15 protein-coding genes are annotated in these 17,880 nt (G+C 69.0%); 2 read left to right on the forward strand and 13 right to left on the reverse strand.

All coding sequences use genetic code 11. From position 1 onward, the window contains the following. Positions 1-2: 2 nt before the first annotated feature. The 7 genes from MNI96_RS15315 to MNI96_RS15345 form a co-directional block, all read right to left on the reverse strand. Positions 3-1,799: an ABC transporter ATP-binding protein gene (locus tag MNI96_RS15315; RefSeq protein ID WP_249694546.1), complete on the reverse strand. Its 1,797-nt coding sequence runs from the start codon at positions 1,797-1,799 to the stop codon at positions 3-5. Continuing rightward, positions 1,796-2,665, reverse strand: a complete 870-nt coding sequence (locus tag MNI96_RS15320) for an ABC transporter permease (RefSeq protein ID WP_502960350.1) — start codon at positions 2,663-2,665, stop codon at positions 1,796-1,798. The genes MNI96_RS15315 and MNI96_RS15320 overlap by 4 nt, the downstream gene beginning before the upstream one ends. Before the next feature lie 41 nt (positions 2,666-2,706). Next, positions 2,707-3,648 (reverse strand): ABC transporter permease, encoded by a 942-nt coding sequence (locus MNI96_RS15325; protein WP_249694551.1) that lies wholly within the window; start codon positions 3,646-3,648, stop codon positions 2,707-2,709. A 162-nt stretch (positions 3,649-3,810) separates the two neighbouring features. Beyond that, complete coding sequence (locus MNI96_RS15330; RefSeq protein WP_249694553.1) at positions 3,811-5,352, reverse strand: ABC transporter substrate-binding protein; 1,542 nt, start codon at positions 5,350-5,352, stop codon at positions 3,811-3,813. A 74-nt stretch (positions 5,353-5,426) separates the two neighbouring features. Next, positions 5,427-6,140 (reverse strand): SDR family NAD(P)-dependent oxidoreductase, encoded by a 714-nt coding sequence (locus tag MNI96_RS15335; RefSeq protein WP_249694555.1) that lies wholly within the window; start codon positions 6,138-6,140, stop codon positions 5,427-5,429. Positions 6,141-6,153: 13 nt separating this feature from the next. Continuing rightward, a complete protein-coding gene (locus tag MNI96_RS15340) occupies positions 6,154-7,332 on the reverse strand; it encodes an NAD(P)/FAD-dependent oxidoreductase (RefSeq protein WP_249694557.1) in 1,179 nt (392 codons plus the stop codon). After that, complete coding sequence (locus MNI96_RS15345; protein ID WP_249694559.1) at positions 7,329-8,630, reverse strand: NAD(P)/FAD-dependent oxidoreductase; 1,302 nt, start codon at positions 8,628-8,630, stop codon at positions 7,329-7,331. Before MNI96_RS15345 ends, MNI96_RS15340 begins: the two co-directional genes overlap by 4 nt. 92 nt (positions 8,631-8,722) lie before the next feature. On the opposite strand from MNI96_RS15345, the gene MNI96_RS15350 reads away from it, so the two are divergent. Then, positions 8,723-9,628, forward strand: coding sequence for a LysR family transcriptional regulator (locus MNI96_RS15350; RefSeq protein WP_249694560.1), 906 nt, complete (start codon positions 8,723-8,725; stop codon positions 9,626-9,628). 145 nt (positions 9,629-9,773) lie between these two features. On the opposite strand, the gene MNI96_RS15355 is transcribed toward MNI96_RS15350, so the two are convergent. From MNI96_RS15355 to MNI96_RS15375, 5 genes are all read right to left on the reverse strand, one after another. Beyond that, entirely contained in the window at positions 9,774-11,024 is a 1,251-nt protein-coding gene (locus MNI96_RS15355; RefSeq protein WP_249694561.1) for an ABC transporter substrate-binding protein, read from the reverse strand. Positions 11,025-11,094: 70 nt separating this feature from the next. Beyond that, positions 11,095-11,919 (reverse strand): carbohydrate ABC transporter permease, encoded by an 825-nt coding sequence (locus MNI96_RS15360; RefSeq protein WP_249694562.1) that lies wholly within the window; start codon positions 11,917-11,919, stop codon positions 11,095-11,097. Continuing rightward, a complete protein-coding gene (locus MNI96_RS15365; protein ID WP_249694563.1) occupies positions 11,916-12,818 on the reverse strand; it encodes a carbohydrate ABC transporter permease in 903 nt (300 codons plus the stop codon). The genes MNI96_RS15360 and MNI96_RS15365 overlap by 4 nt, the downstream gene beginning before the upstream one ends. Beyond that, positions 12,815-13,906: an ABC transporter ATP-binding protein gene (locus MNI96_RS15370; protein ID WP_249694564.1), complete on the reverse strand. Its 1,092-nt coding sequence runs from the start codon at positions 13,904-13,906 to the stop codon at positions 12,815-12,817. Before MNI96_RS15370 ends, MNI96_RS15365 begins: the two co-directional genes overlap by 4 nt. A gap of 53 nt (positions 13,907-13,959) precedes the next feature. Further along, positions 13,960-14,592: a TIGR00725 family protein gene (locus MNI96_RS15375; protein ID WP_249694565.1), complete on the reverse strand. Its 633-nt coding sequence runs from the start codon at positions 14,590-14,592 to the stop codon at positions 13,960-13,962. Between the two features lie 62 nt (positions 14,593-14,654). Between MNI96_RS15375 and MNI96_RS15380 the strand changes: the two genes are divergently transcribed. Further along, on the forward strand, positions 14,655-15,401 hold the full coding sequence (locus tag MNI96_RS15380; protein WP_249694566.1) for a DeoR/GlpR family DNA-binding transcription regulator: 747 nt from the start codon (positions 14,655-14,657) through the stop codon (positions 15,399-15,401). Positions 15,402-15,453: 52 nt separating this feature from the next. Here the strand turns inward: MNI96_RS15380 and MNI96_RS15385 are convergent, their stop codons facing one another. Beyond that, entirely contained in the window at positions 15,454-17,853 is a 2,400-nt protein-coding gene (locus MNI96_RS15385) for a YbcC family protein (protein ID WP_249694567.1), read from the reverse strand. Positions 17,854-17,880 lie beyond the last annotated feature (27 nt).

The following is a 17,880-nucleotide window of genomic DNA, read 5'->3' on the forward strand; positions in this document are numbered from 1 at the left end:
GGCTAGAACTCCCGGACCATGTGACCCTCGCCGACCGGATACATGCGCGAGGGCGGGCGGGCCCAGTCGAGCGCGCGCACCGGGCTCTTCAGCTCGTCGGTGAGCAGCCCGCCGCGCTGGCGCTTGTCGGCGGGATCGGGCACCGGAACGGCTTCGATAAGCTTCTTCGTGTAGGGGTGCTGCGGGTTGCGCAGCACCGCGTCGCGCGGGCCGATCTCGACGATCTCTCCGAGCAGCATGACGGCGATGCGGTGGCTGACCCGCTCGACCACGGCGATGTCGTGGCTGATGAAGAGATAGGCAAGGCCGAGCTCCCGCTGCAGGTCGAGCATCAGGTTGATCACCTGCGCCTTGATCGAGGCGTCGAGCGCGGAGACGGACTCGTCCGCCACGATCATCTTCGGCTCGAGCGCGAGGCTGCGGGCGATGCAGATGCGCTGGCGCTGGCCGCCGGAGAACTCGTGCGGGAAGCGCAGGGCGTGCTCCTCCTTCAGCCCGACGAGGCGCAGCAGCTCGTTGACCCGGTCGGGGATCGCCTCGTCGGCCATCAGCTTGTGCACGCGGATCGGTTCGGCGATGGCCGAGCCGACCGCTTGGCGCGGGTTGAGCGAGCCGTAGGGGTCCTGGAAGATCATCTGCAGCCGCTGGCGGGCAAGGCGCAGCTCGCCGTGGCTTGCGGCCATCAGGTCCTTGCCCTCGAACAGGATTTCGCCGCCGGCCGGCTGCACCAGCCGCAGGATCGAGCGGCCCGTCGTCGACTTGCCGCAGCCCGATTCCCCGACGAGGGCCAGCGTCTCGCCGGCGGAAAGCGTCAGCGACACGTCCTCGACCGCATGGACATTGCCGACCGGCCGGTTGAGCAGCCCGCCGCGCACGGAAAACCGCGTCGTCAGGTTGCGCACTTCCAGGAGCGGCGCGCCGCGCAGGTCCGGCTCGTTGTCGGGCTCGGGCCCGGCGCCGGTGTCGTCGAGCTTGGGGAAGCGGCGCGGCGTCTTCGTGTCGCCGAGCCCGCCGAGGCGGGGGACGGCGCCGAGCAGCATCTTGGTGTAGGGGTGCTCGGGCGCGGCGAAGAGCCGGTCGACGGGGGCTTCCTCCACCTTGTCGCCGCGCAGCATGACGACGACCCGGTCGGAGATTTCGGCGACGACGCCCATGTCGTGGGTGATGAACATCACCGCCATGCCGATCTCGCTCTGCAGCTCGCGGATGAGCTGGAGGATCTGCGCCTGGATGGTGACGTCGAGGGCGGTGGTCGGCTCGTCGGCGATGAGGAGCTTCGGCTGGCAGGCGAGCGCCATGGCGATCATCGCCCGCTGGCGCATGCCGCCGGAGAAGGAATGCGGATACTCGCCGATGCGCCGCCTGGCGTCGGGGATGCGCACCAGGTCGAACAGGCGCAGCACCTCGGCTTCGGCCTGGGCCTGGCTCATGCCGCGATGGCGATACAGCACCTCGGCGATCTGGAAGCCGATCTTCAGCACCGGGTTGAGGCTGGTCATCGGCTCCTGGAAGATCATGCCGATCTCGCCGCCGCGCACGTCGCGCATCGCCTCCTCGTCGAGCGCGAGCAGGTCGCGGCCGGACAGGCGGACCGAGCCCTCGATGCGGCTCGAGCCTTCCTGCAGCAGCCGCATGATCGACAGCGCGGTGACCGACTTGCCGGAGCCGGACTCGCCGACGATGGCGACGGTTTCGCCGGTGTCGATGGTGAAGCCGAGATCGCGCACCACCGGCACGAAGGCGCCGTCGGTGCGGAAGGACGTGGTGAGGCCTTCGACCTTGAGAACGGGCTCGGTCATTGTTCCCCCTTCAGTCGCGGGTCGACCGCATCGCGCAGGCCGTCGCCCAAAAGGTTGAGAGAGAAGACGACGACGAGGATCGCCAGCGAGGGAAAGAGGGCCAGCCAGAAGCTGTCGAGAATGTTCTCGAAGCCCTCGCGGATCATGCCGCCCCAGGTGGCCGTCGGCGGATTGACGCCGAGGCCGATGAAGGCGAGCGACGCCTCGACGCGGATGGCGGTGGCCAGCCACAGCGAGCCCATCACCAGCACTTCCGGCGCGATGTTCGGCAGGATGTGGCGGAACATCAGCCGCATATGCGAGTAGCCGAGCGCGTGGCCCGCCTCGATGAACTCGCGGTTCTTGACCGCGATCGTCGGCGCCCGGGCGATGCGCGCAAAGGGCGGGATCGCGGTGAGCGCGATGGCTATGACGAGGTTGGCGACCGACGGGCCGAGCATGGCGACGACGATCAGGCCGAGGATCAGCGAGGGAAAGGCCAGCAGCACGTCCATCACCTGCATGGTGATCAGGTCCGTGCGGCCGCCGAAATAGCCGGCGACCATGCCGATCAAGGTGCCGATGATCATTGCCGAGCCGATGGCCAGCAGGCCGATGGTCAGCGAGATGCGCGCGCCCCACAGGATGCGCGAGAGCGTGTCGCGGCCGTAATAGTCGGTGCCGAACCAATGCGCGTCCGACGGCGGCTTGAGGCGGAACAGGATGTTCTGCTGCAAGGGATCGTAAGGGGCGATCACCGGCGCCAGGATCGCCAGAAGGGCGACGATCAGGAACACGGCAAGGCCGACCCACGAGGTCTTGTTGGCGTTGAACGCCCGGAACAGGCCGGACACCACGGTCGCCAGGGCGAGGCGGTAATAGGTCATGCGCGACGGGCGGCGGCCGGTCGCGGCGCTCGACTGGGTCGTCATGAGTATTTGATCCTCGGGTCGATCAGGCCGTAGGTCAGGTCGGTGATCAGGTTCACCAGCACGACGATCAGCGTGTAGATGACCATCATGCCCTGCAGCATCGTGTAGTCGCGCTGGTTGAGCGCGCCGACGATCAGCTTGCCGAGACCCGGGCGGTTGAAGACGATCTCGGTCAGCACCGAATTGCCGATGAGGATGCCGAGATAGAGGCCGACGACGGTCACCACCGGGATCAGGGCGTTGCGCAGGCAATGCCGCCAGACGATGATCGCGAAGGCGAGGCCCTTGGCCCTGGCCGTGCGCACATAGTCCTGGTTCAGCACCTCCAGCATCGCCGAGCGGGTGACGCGGGTGATGTAGGCGGCCATGATCAGGCCGAGATTGATCGCCGGCAGGGCGAGATCCCGCATCCGGTCGGCAAGGCCGCTGCCCTGGCCCGAGCTGATCACCGGGAACCAGCGCAGGTGGATCGAGAAGAACAAGAGCAGCAGCACCGCCGAGACGAAGGCCGGGAACGACAGGCCGAGCAGCGAGCCGATGCGGGCGAGATAGTCCGGCAGCTTGTTGCGGCGCACCGCCGACCACACGCCGATGGGCACGCCGACGACGATGCCGAGGATCAGCGAGGCGACGGTGAGTTCGATGGTCGCGGGAAGGACCTTGAGGATTTCCTCGATCACCGGCCGGCCCGAGACCAGGGAGACGCCCCAGTCGCCCACCACGACGCCGCCCAGAAAGACGAAATACTGCTGGTAGAGCGGGACATCGAGGCCGAGGCGGACGCGCAGGGCCTCCAGCGCCGACTGGCTGGCCTGGTCGCCCAGGATCGCCATGGCGGGATCGCCCGGCAGCACGCGGACGATGAAGAAGACGATGGTCAGCACGGCGAAAAGCGTGATCGCCGCGAAACCAAGCCGCTTGAGAACGAATGCGGTCATGTAAGGCGAGCCTCCGTCGCCCACAGGCAGGGAAGCGCTTGCGCGCGCCCGCCGTGGCGGATGAGATCGCCTCCGCCGCCGGGCAAGATGCGCCCGGCGGAAGAAGCGTCGTCACTTGCCGGACCGGCCTTGCGGCCCTCCGGTGCGGAGCTTACGCGCTTCTCACTGCGAGAAGGACGCGGCTTCGGTGACGGGCGGGCTGAGGTTCAGCGAGCCCTTCACCTCGACGCCGAGGTCGAGCGTGTCCTTCCAGGCCCACAGCTGCATGCTCTGCACGATCGGCACGACGCAGACCTCGGCCATGATCTTGCGCTGGGCCTCGGCCCAGTATTCGAGCTGCTTCTGCAGATCGCCTTCCACACGAGCCGCCTCGATCTCCGCATCGGCGACGGAGCAATGCGAGAAGTTGGCGACGGCCGTCGGCGTGCCGACGATCGCATCCGAGTGATAGAACTGCGAGAGATAGACGTCCGCGACGGGGAAGCGGGCGGCCGCGTAATGGGTCACCTGGCTCATGTCCTTGCGGATCTGCTCGTGGAACGTCGCGTGCTCGACGGTCTCGATCTCCAGGTTGATGCTCGCCTCGCGCAGCAGGGCCTGGATCGCCTCCATGGTGGTCAGCATGCCCGGCAGCGTGGTGTGGATCGCCTTGATCGTCACGCCGTCCGGATGCCCGGCCTCAGCGAGCAGGGCCTTGGCCTTCTCCACCGAATACTCGTAGGTCGGCACGTCGGCGGTGAAACCGAGATTGCCCTCCGGAACCGGCGAGATCGCCGCAAGCGTCACGTCCGGGCCCTTGAACTGGACCATGGCGTCGCGGCTGATCGCATGGGCGACGGCCTGACGCACGCGCAGATCGTCGAGCGGCGGCATCTTCATGTTGAGGTGGATGACCGACATCTCGCCCGGCGTCATCACCGAAACGACGGTGCCCGGCACCTCCTTGATGCGCTCGACCCAGGTCTGTTCCTGCTTGCCGTAGATCATGTCGACCTCGCCGGACTGGAAGGCGAGATCACGCGAAGAGTCGGACGGGATGTAGCGGTAGAAGATCTCCTTGATCTTCGGCTCGCCGCGGAAATACTCCGGATTGGCGACCAGCTTCACATATTGCTGCGGCTGGTATTCGGCGAACATGAAGGGGCCGGTGCCGATGGGGGTGCGCTGATACTCGTCGCCGAGCGCCTCGACCGCGTCCTTGCAGACGATGTTGCCGCCATGATAGGGCACCAACAGGCCGAGCAGGCTCGGGATCTTGTTCTTGAGCTTGATGGTGACTTCCAGCGGGCCGGTCGCCTCGACGCTGTCGAAGGCCGTGTAGTCCTTGGCGAAGGCGGAGATGTCCGCATTGGCCGAGCGCGTCAGCGAATAGACCACGTCCTCCGCGTCGATCTTGCCGTAGTCGCCGTGGCACTCCACGTCGTCGCGCAAGGAGAAGACCCAGGTCAGGCCGTCATCGGACGTGGTCCAGCTGCTGGCGATGTCCGGCTCGATGAATTCCGGGCTCGCCTCGCCCGGCTTGATCCGCACCAGACCGTTGAACATCCAGTGAAGGAGGCCCTTGTCGGGGGTGGAGGTCGCCACATGCGGGTCGAGCTTGCCAGCATCCGCGCTCGCCATACCCACGTTCAGGGTCGTGCCGGCGGCATAGGCCTGTCCTGTCGCCAGCAAGGCTGCAAGTGCAATTCCCAGTCCGGTTTTCATGGTCCTGTCCTCTGGTCGATGTTTTTGTTTGTATCGTTTTGTCTATGGGGCCCTTTTATTGTTCACGCTGCTCCTCACAGCGTGTTTTCAAGCCGGCAGTTTACCAGCATTTCCGCCATGGCTGCCGTGTTCGGCAGGGCCAGCGCCAGGGCGGTGATCTCGGCGAAATCGTCGGGATGGATCATCTCCTCCCGCGAGATCTTGGTGACCCCGTCGGTCAGATCCGTTGCGACGAAACTCGGGCAGATGGCGGTGGCGCGAACGCCGTGGTCCCAGCCGATGCGCCGGGTGCCGTGGGTCAGCGCCATCAGGGCGTGCTTGGTCATGTTATAGGCAACGTTCTCGTTGCGCACGCGTTTGCCCGAGAGCGAGGCGACATTGATCACCCGGCCGCTGCCGGCGGCCTTCAGATGCGGCAGGCAGGCCCGCGTCAGGAACAGCGGGCCCTTGACGTTGATCGTCCACAGCGCGTCGAGATCCTCCTCCTCGCCGCTTTCGATGGAGAAACTGTTGGAGGTACCGGCATTGTTGACGAGCCCGTCGAGCCGGCCGAAGCGCGCGAGCGTCGCCGCCAGCCACGCGCCGTGCGAGGCGCGGTCGCCCGCATCGTAGCGGGCGCAGAGGAACCGGTCGCCCGGCGCATCGCCCAGGAGCCCGGCGAGCGCATCCGGGTTCCGCGCGCCGGCGCTGACGCTGTAGCCCTTGTCGAGCAGCTTGCGGGTGATCGCCAGCCCGATGCCCCGGCTGGCGCCGGACACCATGACCACGCGGCCTTCGGGATTGAGCATGGGCTGGTCTCCTCTATCCGTGCAGGGTGAGCGGCGCGTCGGGGCCGGTTTGCGCGGCAAAGCGGCCGTAGCGGAAGGCGGACACGTCGTGGCCGGGATCGCGCCCGAGCGCGATGCGGCCGGCGATGGGGCCGGTGACCGGGCCGATGCCGAAGCCGTGGCCGGAAAAGCCGGCGGCGACGACCGCATTGTCGAGGCCGGGCAGCCGGTCGATCACCGGCAAGGCATCCGGGGTGAGGTCGAGCGCGCCGGCCCAGCACTCGGCCAGCTCCACATCGGCAAAGCCCGGCAGCACCTCGGCGACCTTGGCGATGGTCTCGCCAATGGCGCGCATGCGCGGGCGGATGGTGGGGCGCCCGCCCGTCTCGACGATCTCGCCGGCCCAATCCTCCATGCCGCTGGTGACGCGCATGCGCCCGTCGTTCTCCTGGCGCGCCGCCATGTTGGCATTGGCGACGCCGAGCACGGGGGCGAGCAGGGGCGGGCAGGGGGTGCTGCGCAGCACGGTGACCATCGGCCGGCGCAGGGGAATGCCGTGGCCGAGCGGGGCGAGCAGCTCGTTGACGAGGAAGCCGGCGGCGATCAGCACCGTGCCGGGGCTCAGGGTGCGGCGGTCGGTGACGACGCGCACGATGCGTCCGCCTTGCGCCTCCAGCCGCAGGACGCGCTCGCCGAAGGCAAGGCGCGCGCCGAGCGCCTCGGCGCGGGTGCCATAGGCGGTGACGGTCGCAAGCGGGTCGGCATGGCCGTCGGAGGGGCAGAAGGAGGCGGCGAGCACCCGGTCCGACAGGGCCGGGGCGATCTCGCGCACGCTGGAAAGGTCCGGCAGGAAGGAAAGCTGCAGGCCGGCCCGGGTCTGGTCCTCGACCAGCGCGCGGATCGTGGCGACTTCCGCATCCGTGCGGGCAAGGCGCAGGTTGCCGGAGCGGCGATAGCCGGTCGGCGCGCCGAGATGTTCGTGAAGATCCTGCCAGAGTTCGACGGCGGCGAGCGCCAGCGGCAGCTCCGCCGGATGGCGGCCGGACTGGCGCACGCCGGCCAGCGTCCAGCCCGAGGCCATGGCGGCGGGGCCGTAGGTGTCGATCACTTCCACACTCGCGCCCGCCCCGGCGATTTCGAGCGCTGCCGCGGTGCCGGTGATACCGGCGCCGATGACGAGCACGTCGGGCGTGGCGAGGGCGGGATGGTTCATGCGGCCGCCTTCGATTTTTTGCCGAAACGGGTGTAGGCGAAGGGCTTCGTGTCGACCAGGGGCGTGTCGCCCTCGATCTGCTGGACCACCAGGCGGGCAACGCCGGGGCCGATGCCGAAGCCGTGGCCGGACAGGCCCGTGGCGACGACGAGGCCGGACCAGCCGGCCGGCTCGTCGACGACGGGGATCTCGTCCGGCATGACGTCGATCAACCCGCCCCAGGTCTCGGCGATCTCGACGCCGTCGAGGCGCGGATGCAGGGTCTTGGCCGAGGCGAGCACATTGGCGAGGAGGCGCGCGTCGGGCACCGGATCCATCACCCGCACCTGTTCGAACGGGGTGACCTCGTCGGCCTGCCAGCGATGGCGGCCGAGCGGGCCGAAGAAATCGCCGCTGAGGCGGATCTTCATGATGTGCCAGCGGTTCGCCAGCACGGGCAGGAAATCGAGGAAATGGCGGAAGGCGGCCGGCACCAGCTGGAACTCCGCCGCACCGGAGCGGGCGATGGTGTAGCCGCCGTCGGCGCGCCGGCGCAGCGAGGCCCTGGTCGCGCCGACCGCGCCGGCGACGACTTCCGGGCCGGGCGTCGTGCGCATGACCGAGGATTTCACCGCCAGCTGCGGCAGCGACAGGCCGAGATTTTCAAGGAAGGTGCGCGACCACACGCCGCCGGCCAGAACCACGCTCTGGCAGGCGATCTCGCCATGCTCGGTGACGACGGAGCGGACCTTGCCGCCGGCGCGCTCGATCGTGCGGACCGCGCAGCCCTCGATGATCGTGGCGCCGAGACGCGCGGCATAGCGGGCCATCGCCGGGACGGCGAGGGAGGGCTCGGCGGTGGCGTCGGACGGGGTGTGCAGGGCGCCGGCGAACTGGCGGTCGTTGCGCTTGAGCAGGTCGTCGGTCTGCTGCGGGCTCAGAAGCACGGAGCCGTGGTTGAAGCCGGCATTGTCGCGCAGCCAGACTTGGTGCTTTTCCAGCTCTTTCTCGTCGGCGGCGAGATAGGTGGTGCCGCGAATGCCGTAGCCGATGTCCTCGCCGAGGCGCGGGGCGAGGTCGCGCCACATGGCGGCGCTCTCGATCATCAGTTGGAGTTCGCGGTTGTCGCGGCCGGCCTTGCGGATCCAGCCCCAGTTGCGCGAGGACTGTTCGCCGGCGATGCGGCCCTTCTCGCACAGGACGACGGGAATGCCCTCTTCGGCGAGGAAGAGGGCGGTGCAGACACCGACGATGCCTCCGCCGATGACCACGACCTGCGTGCTTGCCGGAACCTGCCGGTGATCGTCTGCCGCGCTCACGTCGCCCCTCCAGACTGACTGCTATTGTCAGAGTGCGAAGGTGCCGAGTATAAGGCAAATACCGTTTCCTTTCACGATTATGCGGAATTGTTATGGTCTCTTCGATTTCGCAGCGTTCCCTGGAAGCTTTCCGCTGCGTCATGCGCGCGGGAACGGTCTCCGCCGCCGCCGACGAGATGGCGATCTCGCAGCCGGCCGTCAGCCGCCTGATCCGCGATCTGGAGGAGCGGCTGCAGCTGCCGTTGTTCAGCCGCAGGGGCGGGCGGGTCGTCGCCACCCGCGAGGCGCACGAGCTGTGGACGGAGGTGGAGCGCAGCTTCGTCGGCCTCGGCCAGATCGAGCGCGCCGCGACGCAGATCCGCCAGGGGTACCGGGCGACGCTGACCATCGCCGCGGCCCCGGCCATCGCCCAGTCGGCGCTGCCCGGCGTGATCGCGATGCTGTCGCAGGAGCGGCCCGAATTCCGCGCCGAGTTCCTGTCGATGACGACGCTGCCGGTGGTGCGGCAGGTGGCGCTGCGCCAGTGCCAGGTGGGCTTCGGCATCCCCACGCGCCACAAGCACGAGGTGGATGTGGTGGGCAGCGGCTCCGTGCCGTTCCGCTTCATCGGCCCGCCCGGCCATCCGCTCGGGACGCGCGACATCGTGCGCGAGGAGGACCTTGCCGGCGTCGACTTCGTCGGCTTCGTGGACTCCACCATGTCGGGCCGCGCCTTCGACCGGGTGTTCGCCAAGATGCGCCGGCCGCCGGTGCAGAAGATGAAGTCCTACCTGTCGCATATCGTCTCGGCGCTGGTGATGCGGGGGCTGGGCGTCGGCATCGTCGATGCGTTCACCGCGCGCGATCATATGCGCATGGGCGGGGTGATGCGGCCGGTCGAGATCCCCGACCGTTTCGAATACTCGATCATCAAGCCGCACGGCGACAAGCTGAGCCCGGAGGCGCTGGCGCTGGTCGACGGGTTCGAGCGCTACGTGCGCGACTATCAGGACGACTGACGCGGCTCGGCCCGCGCCATCAACATGACTGACGCGGCTCGGCCGCGCCGGGCAGGACGAGTGACGCCGAAAACGAAAACGGCCGCACCCGGAGGGCGCGACCGTCTCCAATCCGGTCTTGGGAGAGACCGGTTGACCGGGGGGCCTATTTCATGCCGAGCTGCACGCGCAGCGTCTCGGCCAGGTCCTTGATCGTCGCCTCCGCGTCGGCGCCTTCCGTTACGTCCACCAGCGCGGCGGCGATCAGGTCGGTGACCGCGACGCCCTCGGCGCCGGGAAAGGCGTACCAGGGGCCGGCATGCTGGGCGATCTGGGTGTGGGCGACGAGCGCGTTCGGGTCCTTCTCGTAGAAGGCGCCGAGATACTCCTTGTCCTCGACCACGATGGAGTTGGCCGGAGCGTAGCCGGTGTTCTCCACGATGATCTTCTGACCCTCGGGGCCGGTGACGAAGGCAATGTACTCCCACGCCGCCTTCTGCTTGGCCTCGTCCCTGGTCAGCATGACGATGCCCGAGCCGCCGGTCGGGAAGTAGACGGAGGCCTCGTCGTCGGTGCCCAGCGGCAGCGGCTTGACGGTGAGCTCGAAGGCATCGCCCGCGCCCTGCTCGAAGCGGGTCTGCAGCGAGGAGCTCTCGAACATGATGCCGAGCGTGCCGGCCGGCAGGGCCTGGCGGGCGTCGCTGTCGGCGTAGGACTTCATGCCCGCTTCCTTGGCGAAGCGCTGGTAGAGGCGCGCGGCCTCGATGCCGGCCTCGCTGTCGAAGGTGATGTCGGTCTCGTCCTCGTTCATCGGACGCCCGCCATAGGCGCCGAGCAGCGACTGGTAGCGCCAGTCGTGACGGTCGATCCACACGCCGTCGATCGTGTCGCCGAGCGCGTTGATCCTGGCGGCGAGTTCGATCACCCCGTCGAAGGTGGTCGGGAAGTCGTCCATGGACCCGCCGGCCTGCTCGACGAGCTTCGGGTTCACATACATGACCAGCGTCGAGGCGGAGGTCGCCAGCGCATGCTGCTGGCCCTTGAAGCTGCCGAGCGACAGCAGCGCCGGGGTGTAGCCCTGCTCGGCCGGATCGTCGCCGAGGAAGCCGTCGAGCGGTTGGGTCAGGCCGCGATCCTGCAGGATGCGCCAGCGGTTGAGGCCGACATAGGCAACGTCCGGCGCGGTGCCGGCGACCGCCTCGCGCAGCAGGCGCTGCACGCCTTCCGGATAGCCCTCGGCCGGGCCGTCCAGGGTGACCTTGATCTCGGGATGCTTGGCCATGAAGGCCTCGGCAAGCGCCTTCTGCGTATCGGCCCAGATGGTCGGGATCGCATAGTGCACGCGGATCTCGGTCTCCTGGGCGGTGGCGCTGCCGGCGACGAGCGCGAAAGCCGCGGCGAATAGGGCACGTCTCATGCTTGACACTCCTGGTTGACGTTTCTCGGCGCGCGGTTTGTCCCGCGTCTGTGGTTGTCGGGTACCCGCTTCACTTGAGCCCGCTTGCGGCGAGGCCTTGCGTGAACTTGCGCTGCGCCAGCAGGAACGCGATGACCAGCGGCGCGGTGATGATGAGAGCCGCGGCCATGAGCGGGCCGACATCGTCGCCCGACTCCTCGTCGCGGAAGTAGAGAATGCCGCGCGGGGGCGTGGCGAGCTGCGGATCGGTGGTGGCGATCAGCGGCCAGAACAGGTCGTTCCAGTGCGCCGTCACCGAGAAGATCGCAAAGGCGGTCGCCGCCGGCAGCACCAAGGGGAAGGTGATGCGCCAGACGATGGCCGTCTCGCTCAATCCGTCGACGCGCGCCGCCTCGAACAGCTCCGCCGGGAGCTGCGAAATCGCCTGGCGGAACAGGAAGATGCCGAAGGCGGTCGGGATGAACGGCAGGATCAGCGCCCAGTAGGTGTTGAGGATGCCGGCCTGGGCGAAGCCGAGGAAGATCGGGATCGCGGTGACGTGGAACGGCACCAGCAGGCCGGCGAGGACCAGGCCGAAGACCAGCGCGCGGGCCCGGAAGGTCCGCTGCGCCAGCGCATAGGCGCAAGGCACGGCGAAGAGCAGCTGGAAGACCAGGATGCCGACCACCACGACAAGCCCGTTCCACAGGAACAGCGGCACGTCGGTGCTGGTCAGCGCCACGACGAAATTGCGCCATTCCAGCCGCGAGGGCAGAAGCGAGATCTCGGTGCTGAAGATCTCGTCGCGCGGCTTCACCGACAGCGACAGCATCCAGACGAAGGGCAGGAGGATCGCGGCGGCTCCGACGAGCAGCAGCGTTGTGGAAACGGCACGGCCGAGAAACTTGCGGATCATCTGTAGTGCACCTTCTTCTCGACGATGCGGATCTGCGCGAAGGTCAGGATCAGCAGGAAGGCGAAGAAGACCATCGTGATGGCGCTGGCATAGCCCGCCTTGAAGTAGACGAAGCCTTCCCGGTAGAGCGCGTAGACCAGCGTGTCGGAGGCGAAGGCCGGGCCGCCGCGCGTCAGCGTGGCGACGGTCTCGAACACCCGGAAGGCGTTGGTCGCGGTCACCACCAGCACGAAGAGGGTGGTCGGCCCGAGCATCGGCCAGGTGACGGTCCAGAAGCGCGACCAGCCGCCGCCCGCCCCGTCGACCTCGGCCGCGTCGTAGAGCTCCGGCGGAATGGCGACGAGGCCGGCCAGGAACAGCACCATGTTGTAGCCGACGGTCTGCCAGATGCCGATCACCGCCAGCGTGTAGAGCACCAGCCCCCGGTCGCTGAGCCAGTTGCGCGGCTCGCCGCCGAGGGCCGCGAGCACGTGGTTGACCACGCCGAGCGAGGGATGCAGCACCATCTGCCAGGCGACCGACATGGCGACCAGCGTCGCGGCGACGGGCAGGAAGTAGACGGCGCGCAGCGCATGGGCGAGACCCGGCGCCCAGCCGGTCATCCGGTGCAGGCCGAGCGCGACCAGCAGGCCGAGCGCGACGGAGGCCGGAATGACGATGGCCACGTAGAGCAGGGTGTTGGTGATGGCCCGCTGGCCCAGCGTCGAGCCGAGCAGGCGCTGGTAGTTCTCCAGTCCCGTCCAGTTCAGCGTGGTGGCGCCGAACTGGTAGTCGGTGAAGGAGAGCAGGGCGACGATGGCGACGGGCAGGAAGATGAACAGCACCATGGCCAGCGTCGCGGGACCTGCGAGCCAGAGCGTGGTCAGTGCCTCGCGGCGGGCAATCGACAGGCGCCTCATGCCGCTTCTCCGATGCGCTGGCCGGACGCGGCGTCGAAGACATGCACCTGCGCCGGGTCGAAGCCGAGCCGCACGGCGCTGCCGGGGGCGGGAATGGCGTAGTTGCCCGGCGCGATGGCGCGAAGCTCCGCGCCGCTCTCCGCCCGCAGGGCCAGCACCACTTCCGAGCCGAGATATTCCGCCGTCTCGAGCCGGGCCTCGACCGTGCCGGCGGCGGCCGGGCTGATATGCTCGGGCCGCAGCGCGATCACCGCCGAGCCGGCCGCCGGGTGCAGGCCGGCCGGCGCGCTGCCGGGCTCGAAGAAGTTGATGGCATTGGTGCCGATGAAGCCGGCGACCTCGCGCGAGGCGGGGCGCTCGTAAAGGTCCTGCGGGGTGCCGGCCTGGGCGACCCGCCCGCCGATCATCACGACGATCTGGTCGGCCATCGCCATGGCCTCGGACTGGTCGTGGGTGACATAGACGAAGGGCCGGCCGGTGCGCTTGTGCAGGGCGACGAGCTCGGAGCGCATCTTCACGCGCAGCCTTGCGTCGAGATTGGACAGCGGTTCGTCGAGCAGGAACAGGACGGGATCGCGCACCAATGCGCGGCCGAGCGCGACGCGCTGCTTCTGGCCGCCGGACAGCTGCGCCGGCTTGCGGTGCAGCAGCTGCTCCAGGCCGAGCATTTCCGCGACCTCGCCGACGGCGCGGCGGATCTTCGCGCGCGCCTCGCCGCTGCCGGGCGCGAAGCGGCCGACGACGGGCATGCGGCCGAGCGTCGTCAGGTGGCGCATGGCCAGCGGCAGGGCGATGTTCTGCTCCACGCTCAGATGCGGGTAGAGCGCATAGGACTGGAACACCATCGCGACATTGCGTTCATGGGCGGTGCGGTCGGCCACATTCGTGCCGTTCAGCAGCACGGCGCCCTCGTTCGGCCGGTCGAGCCCGGCCATGATGCGCAAGGTGGTCGACTTGCCGCAGCCGGACGCGCCCAGCAGCGCGGTGAAGCTGCCGGAGGGAATGGAGACGTCGACGCGGTCGAGGACGGTCTGCGGTCCGAACCGGCGCGTGACGCCCTGCAGTTCCAGTGTCGGGGTGGTGCTCATCGTGTGCCAGCCTTGTAAGCTTTCTTACATTGTGAGGGGCATGCGTGTAATTTTTATGACGAGATCGCCATCGCCATCACGTGCCCGCAAAGCCGCTCGACCGCGTCCTCCGGATCGCTCGCCATTTCCAGGCCCTCGACCGCCGGCGCGCCGAGCAGACCGAGGACGGGCTTGGAGAAATGCAGGCCGTAGGCGATCTCCGACAGGGTGCCGTAGGACCCGCCGACGGCGACCAGCACGGCCGACGACTTGGCGATGATCATGTTGCGGCCCTCACTGAGGCCGGTGGCGATGGGGATGGCGATATGGTCGTTGGCGCAGCGCCAGTCGTGGTCCGGCAGCATGCCGATGGTGAGGCCGCCGGCGCCGCGGCAACCCTTGGCTGCAGCCTCCATGACGCCGCTCTTGCCGCCGCAGATCATCGTCAGGCCGAGGGCGCCGAGCGCCCGGCCCACGGCCTCCGCCCCGGCATATTGCTCGGGCGTTGCCGCGCGCGGTCCGATGACGCCGACGGGCACGCGGCGGGCGCCGCCCGTCGCACCGATGGCGGCCAGCGCCTCGCGGGCGGACACGGCGCGGGCATCGGCGGGAAGCGCGCAGGCCTGCCAGCGCCAGTTCCACGCATCGAGGCGGCCCTGCTCGCTGTGGACGGTGTCATCAGACAGAAAATAACGCGTGTTACCCATTGGCCGGCTCCGATCGTTGATGTAAACTTTTTTACATTCAAACAGCGGAGTACGACAAGACCATGAATCGAGTCGAGCCCTTGTCGGCCTTCAGCCCCCGCCAGCGCGAGATCCTGGCGCTCACCGAGCGCAACGGGTTCGTCACCATCGAGAGCCTTGCCGAGGAGTTCGGCGTGTCGGCGCAGACGATCCGGCGCGACATCATCGCGCTGGCCGATGCCGGCCGCTTGCAGCGCTTCCACGGCGGGGCCGGCGTCACCGGCCAGGCCGAGACGCTGCGGCTCGACCACGGGCAGAAGGAACAGCTCTCCGTCGAGGACAAGCTGCGGGTCGCGCAGGCGGCCGCGGCCTGCGTGCCCGACGGGGCGAGCCTCTTCCTCGATGTCGGAACGACGGTGGAGATGGCGGCCAAGGCGCTCAATGCCCGGCCGGGTTTCCGCGTCTTCACCAACAGCATGCGCGCGGCGCTCGCCTTCGATCCCTCGCGCCACGACGTCAACGTGATCGGCCGGCGGGTGGCCGGGCGCGACGGCTCGCTGGTCGGCGAGGAGACGATGCTGGCGCTGCAGGGGCTGCGGCTCGACTATGCGCTGATCGGCTGCTCGGCGGTGGATGCCGAGGGGCGGGTGATGGATTTCGATCTGTCGAAGATCGCCGTGAAGAAGGTGGCGATGCAGGCGGCGGGCAAGTCGCTGCTGCTGGCGACGCCGAGCAAGTTCGGCCGCTCGGCGCTCTCCACCATCGCCATGCTGTCGGATTTCGAGCAGGTTATCGACGGCAGCCGGGACCTGGCGGCGCAGGCCGGCTGAGCCTTGTCGGCGGGTATGTCCGGCCCGCGAAAGGCGGGCCGGAGCTTGCCTGTCATGCTGCTTCCTGAAGCGGCGATGTCACGGTTTCAAAGGCAAGGCCGGGCCGGTAGCGGGCCGAGACCTTTCCGTCTTCCAGCAGCAGCAGGTGCATCCAGCCGTTGTCGAAGAGGGCGCGCAGCCCCTCGTGCCGGGCAAGGATGTCGTGCACTGCCTCGCGCGGGGCCTCCACCAGCACCGACAGCCGCAGCGGCTCGTGCATCAGCCGCGCGCCGTCGCTGACCGCCTGCCAGGGCAGGCCGGCGCGCAGCCGCCCGCCATTGCCCTCGACGACGCCGATGCCGCCGACCACGTTGTGCAGCAGCTTGTTGCCGCCGCCGAAGAGCTCGGGCGCGACGGTCGAGCCGTAATATTGCAGCGAGATCCAGCTCGCCACGACCACCGGCGCGGTGAGGATCAGCTCCAGCACCTGCATGCCCTCGTCCGCCCGCCAGTCGTAGGAATGCAGGAAGGCCCGCCCGCCGAGATCCGCCCCGGCGGTGACGCCGCGCGGGGCGGCGATGAAGGCGGAGCAGCCGGCAAGCCCCCATTCGGGCCGGGTCTCGGCCCAGTTGCGCGCCCGCAAGGCCAGCCGGTCGTGGCTGGCGCCCGGCAACCGGGCGGCCCGCTCGATCCGGGCGAGCCGTCCCGCCTGGGCGAGCTTCTCCTGCGCGAAGGCGAGATCCGCCGCATGCGCCTCCGACGGCACGTCCTTCGCAAAGAGCGTCACCTCGTCGGTGGTGGTGTCGTGCAGGCCGGCGACGAAGAGCGTGTCGGCGGCGATGGGCAGGCCCCTCTCGGCAAGGCCGGTGCGGGTCTCGGGATCGTTGAGAAGCTGCGCCAGCAGCCGCGCCGAGACCTCGCCGGTGTGGCCGCCGCAGGCGCCGCAGTGGTAGGCACTTTCCTGCGGATTGTTGGCGGTGCTGGCGCCGTGCCCGAGCAGGAGCACCAGCCGGGCATGGCCCTGCGTCATCGACATCGCCTTGAGCACGGTTGCCGCCGTCTCGGCCTTTTGCCGGGCGGTGAGCGCCGGGTCGAGCCGCGGCGCGCAGCCGTGGTGGTCGTGATGATGCGCGGGCGCCAGCGACAGCGCATCGCGTACCAGCTTTGCCGCATAGAGCGGGCCGGCCGCCTCCACGAAGGCGAAGGAGGAGACGGCGGCCTGCCGGAACCGGTTCCACGCCCGCCGCGCCCGCGCCTTGATCCGCCCGGCGGTCTCCGCCTGCGGCTCCAGCTGGGCGGTGGAGGTCATGCCCGGCGTCAGCAGCACGGGAAGATGCGCCTCGCTTTCCACCGAGCCGTGCGGATGGTGGGCGACCGGCAAGCCGAAGAAGCCGGCAAAGCCGAGCGTGCTGATTCCGGCATCCTGACTTTCCAGCGCCCGCCGGAACACTTCCGAGCGCACGTCGATGCAGAAGGCCGCCTGCAGGGCCGGCCGTTCGGTTTCTGCATGTTTCTCCGGCGCGTGAAGGCGGGCGGCAAGCCGCCGCTGGAAGGACCGCTCGGCCGCCTCCTGCAGGATGGCATCGGCAATCTGGTCGGCGGTGGCGCCGGGCGCCTCGCCATGGGCGGCGAGCACGCCCTGCCACTCCTCTTTCACGGCGTCGCCGAAGGTCAGGAACAGCGCCTCCTCGAAGACCAGCCGGATGGCGAGAAGGTCCGTCAGCGTGGCGTCGGTGCTCCCCGCAAGCTCTGCCTGCCAGAGCAGGTAGCGGGCGTGCTGGGCCCAGCCGCCGAGATCGACCAGCAGCCGGTGGTAGAGGCTTTCGGCCGCAGCGCCCGTCACGCCGAGCGAGGTTGATGCGCGCAGGATCGCCCGCTCCGGCGTGTCCGGGCAGGCGGCGGCATGCCGGCAGAAGCCGGCAAGGCCGGCAAGCTCCGGTGTCAGGTCATGCTGCGCCCACTCCCGCCAGGCGGCGAAGGCGGAGCGGCCGGGCGCCGGCGTCCACAGCGCCTGGCCCCGGTCGAAATGGCCGGCGGCCCACAGTCCGGTGGTGCGGGCGACGATCTCCGGCCAGTCGGTGCCGGTGGCGCGGGCGGCAAGATCGGCGAGCGTCGGCAGCGGCGAGGGGGCGGCTGCGGGCTGCGCAAGCCGGGCCCGCAAGCTCTCGATGTCTGCCGGCTTGTCGGCGAAGGGCGCGGCATCGAGCGCGTCCTGCAGGTCCTGATCGGAGATCTCGCCAGAGGCCAGCGCATCGGCCTGCAGGCGCCGCGCCGGCACGATGTCGCTGCCGGCGACCCGTGCGAGGCGCGCGGCGGCGGTGCCCATGTCCTCGCCGGTCTGGCCGAGGAATGGGTTGACGGCGACAGTCGCATCCAGCGGGAAGGCCGGAGGCACCCGCCGGGCGGCCCGGTCGGCGGCCTGGAGAAGAGCGGTCACCTGCGGCGTGGCAAGAGAAGTCGGAGGCGTGAGCATCTCGGGATCTTTCTGCGGATCGGAACG

It is taken from the genome of Stappia sp. WLB 29 (assembly GCF_023507705.1).
GTDB lineage: Bacteria > Pseudomonadota > Alphaproteobacteria > Rhizobiales > Stappiaceae > Stappia.

Excerpts from the sequence above, each read along its gene's own strand:
- MNI96_RS15380 (WP_249694566.1), top strand. The coding sequence starts at position 14,655 with ATGAATCGAGTCGAGCCCTTGTCGGCCTTCAGCCCCCGCCAGCGCGAG.
- MNI96_RS15330 (WP_249694553.1), bottom strand. The coding sequence starts at position 5,352 with ATGAAAACCGGACTGGGAATTGCACTTGCAGCCTTGCTGGCGACAGGA.
- MNI96_RS15325 (WP_249694551.1), bottom strand. The coding sequence starts at position 3,648 with ATGACCGCATTCGTTCTCAAGCGGCTTGGTTTCGCGGCGATCACGCTT.
- MNI96_RS15355 (WP_249694561.1), bottom strand. The coding sequence starts at position 11,024 with ATGAGACGTGCCCTATTCGCCGCGGCTTTCGCGCTCGTCGCCGGCAGC.
- MNI96_RS15340 (WP_249694557.1), bottom strand. The coding sequence starts at position 7,332 with ATGAACCATCCCGCCCTCGCCACGCCCGACGTGCTCGTCATCGGCGCC.
- MNI96_RS15335 (WP_249694555.1), bottom strand. The coding sequence starts at position 6,140 with ATGCTCAATCCCGAAGGCCGCGTGGTCATGGTGTCCGGCGCCAGCCGG.
- MNI96_RS15315 (WP_249694546.1), bottom strand. The coding sequence starts at position 1,799 with ATGACCGAGCCCGTTCTCAAGGTCGAAGGCCTCACCACGTCCTTCCGC.
- MNI96_RS15385 (WP_249694567.1), bottom strand. The coding sequence starts at position 17,853 with ATGCTCACGCCTCCGACTTCTCTTGCCACGCCGCAGGTGACCGCTCTT.
- MNI96_RS15375 (WP_249694565.1), bottom strand. The coding sequence starts at position 14,592 with ATGGGTAACACGCGTTATTTTCTGTCTGATGACACCGTCCACAGCGAG.
- MNI96_RS15320 (WP_502960350.1), bottom strand. The coding sequence starts at position 2,665 with ATGACCTATTACCGCCTCGCCCTGGCGACCGTGGTGTCCGGCCTGTTC.
- MNI96_RS15370 (WP_249694564.1), bottom strand. The coding sequence starts at position 13,906 with ATGAGCACCACCCCGACACTGGAACTGCAGGGCGTCACGCGCCGGTTC.
- MNI96_RS15360 (WP_249694562.1), bottom strand. The coding sequence starts at position 11,919 with ATGATCCGCAAGTTTCTCGGCCGTGCCGTTTCCACAACGCTGCTGCTC.
- MNI96_RS15365 (WP_249694563.1), bottom strand. The coding sequence starts at position 12,818 with ATGAGGCGCCTGTCGATTGCCCGCCGCGAGGCACTGACCACGCTCTGG.
- MNI96_RS15350 (WP_249694560.1), top strand. The coding sequence starts at position 8,723 with ATGGTCTCTTCGATTTCGCAGCGTTCCCTGGAAGCTTTCCGCTGCGTC.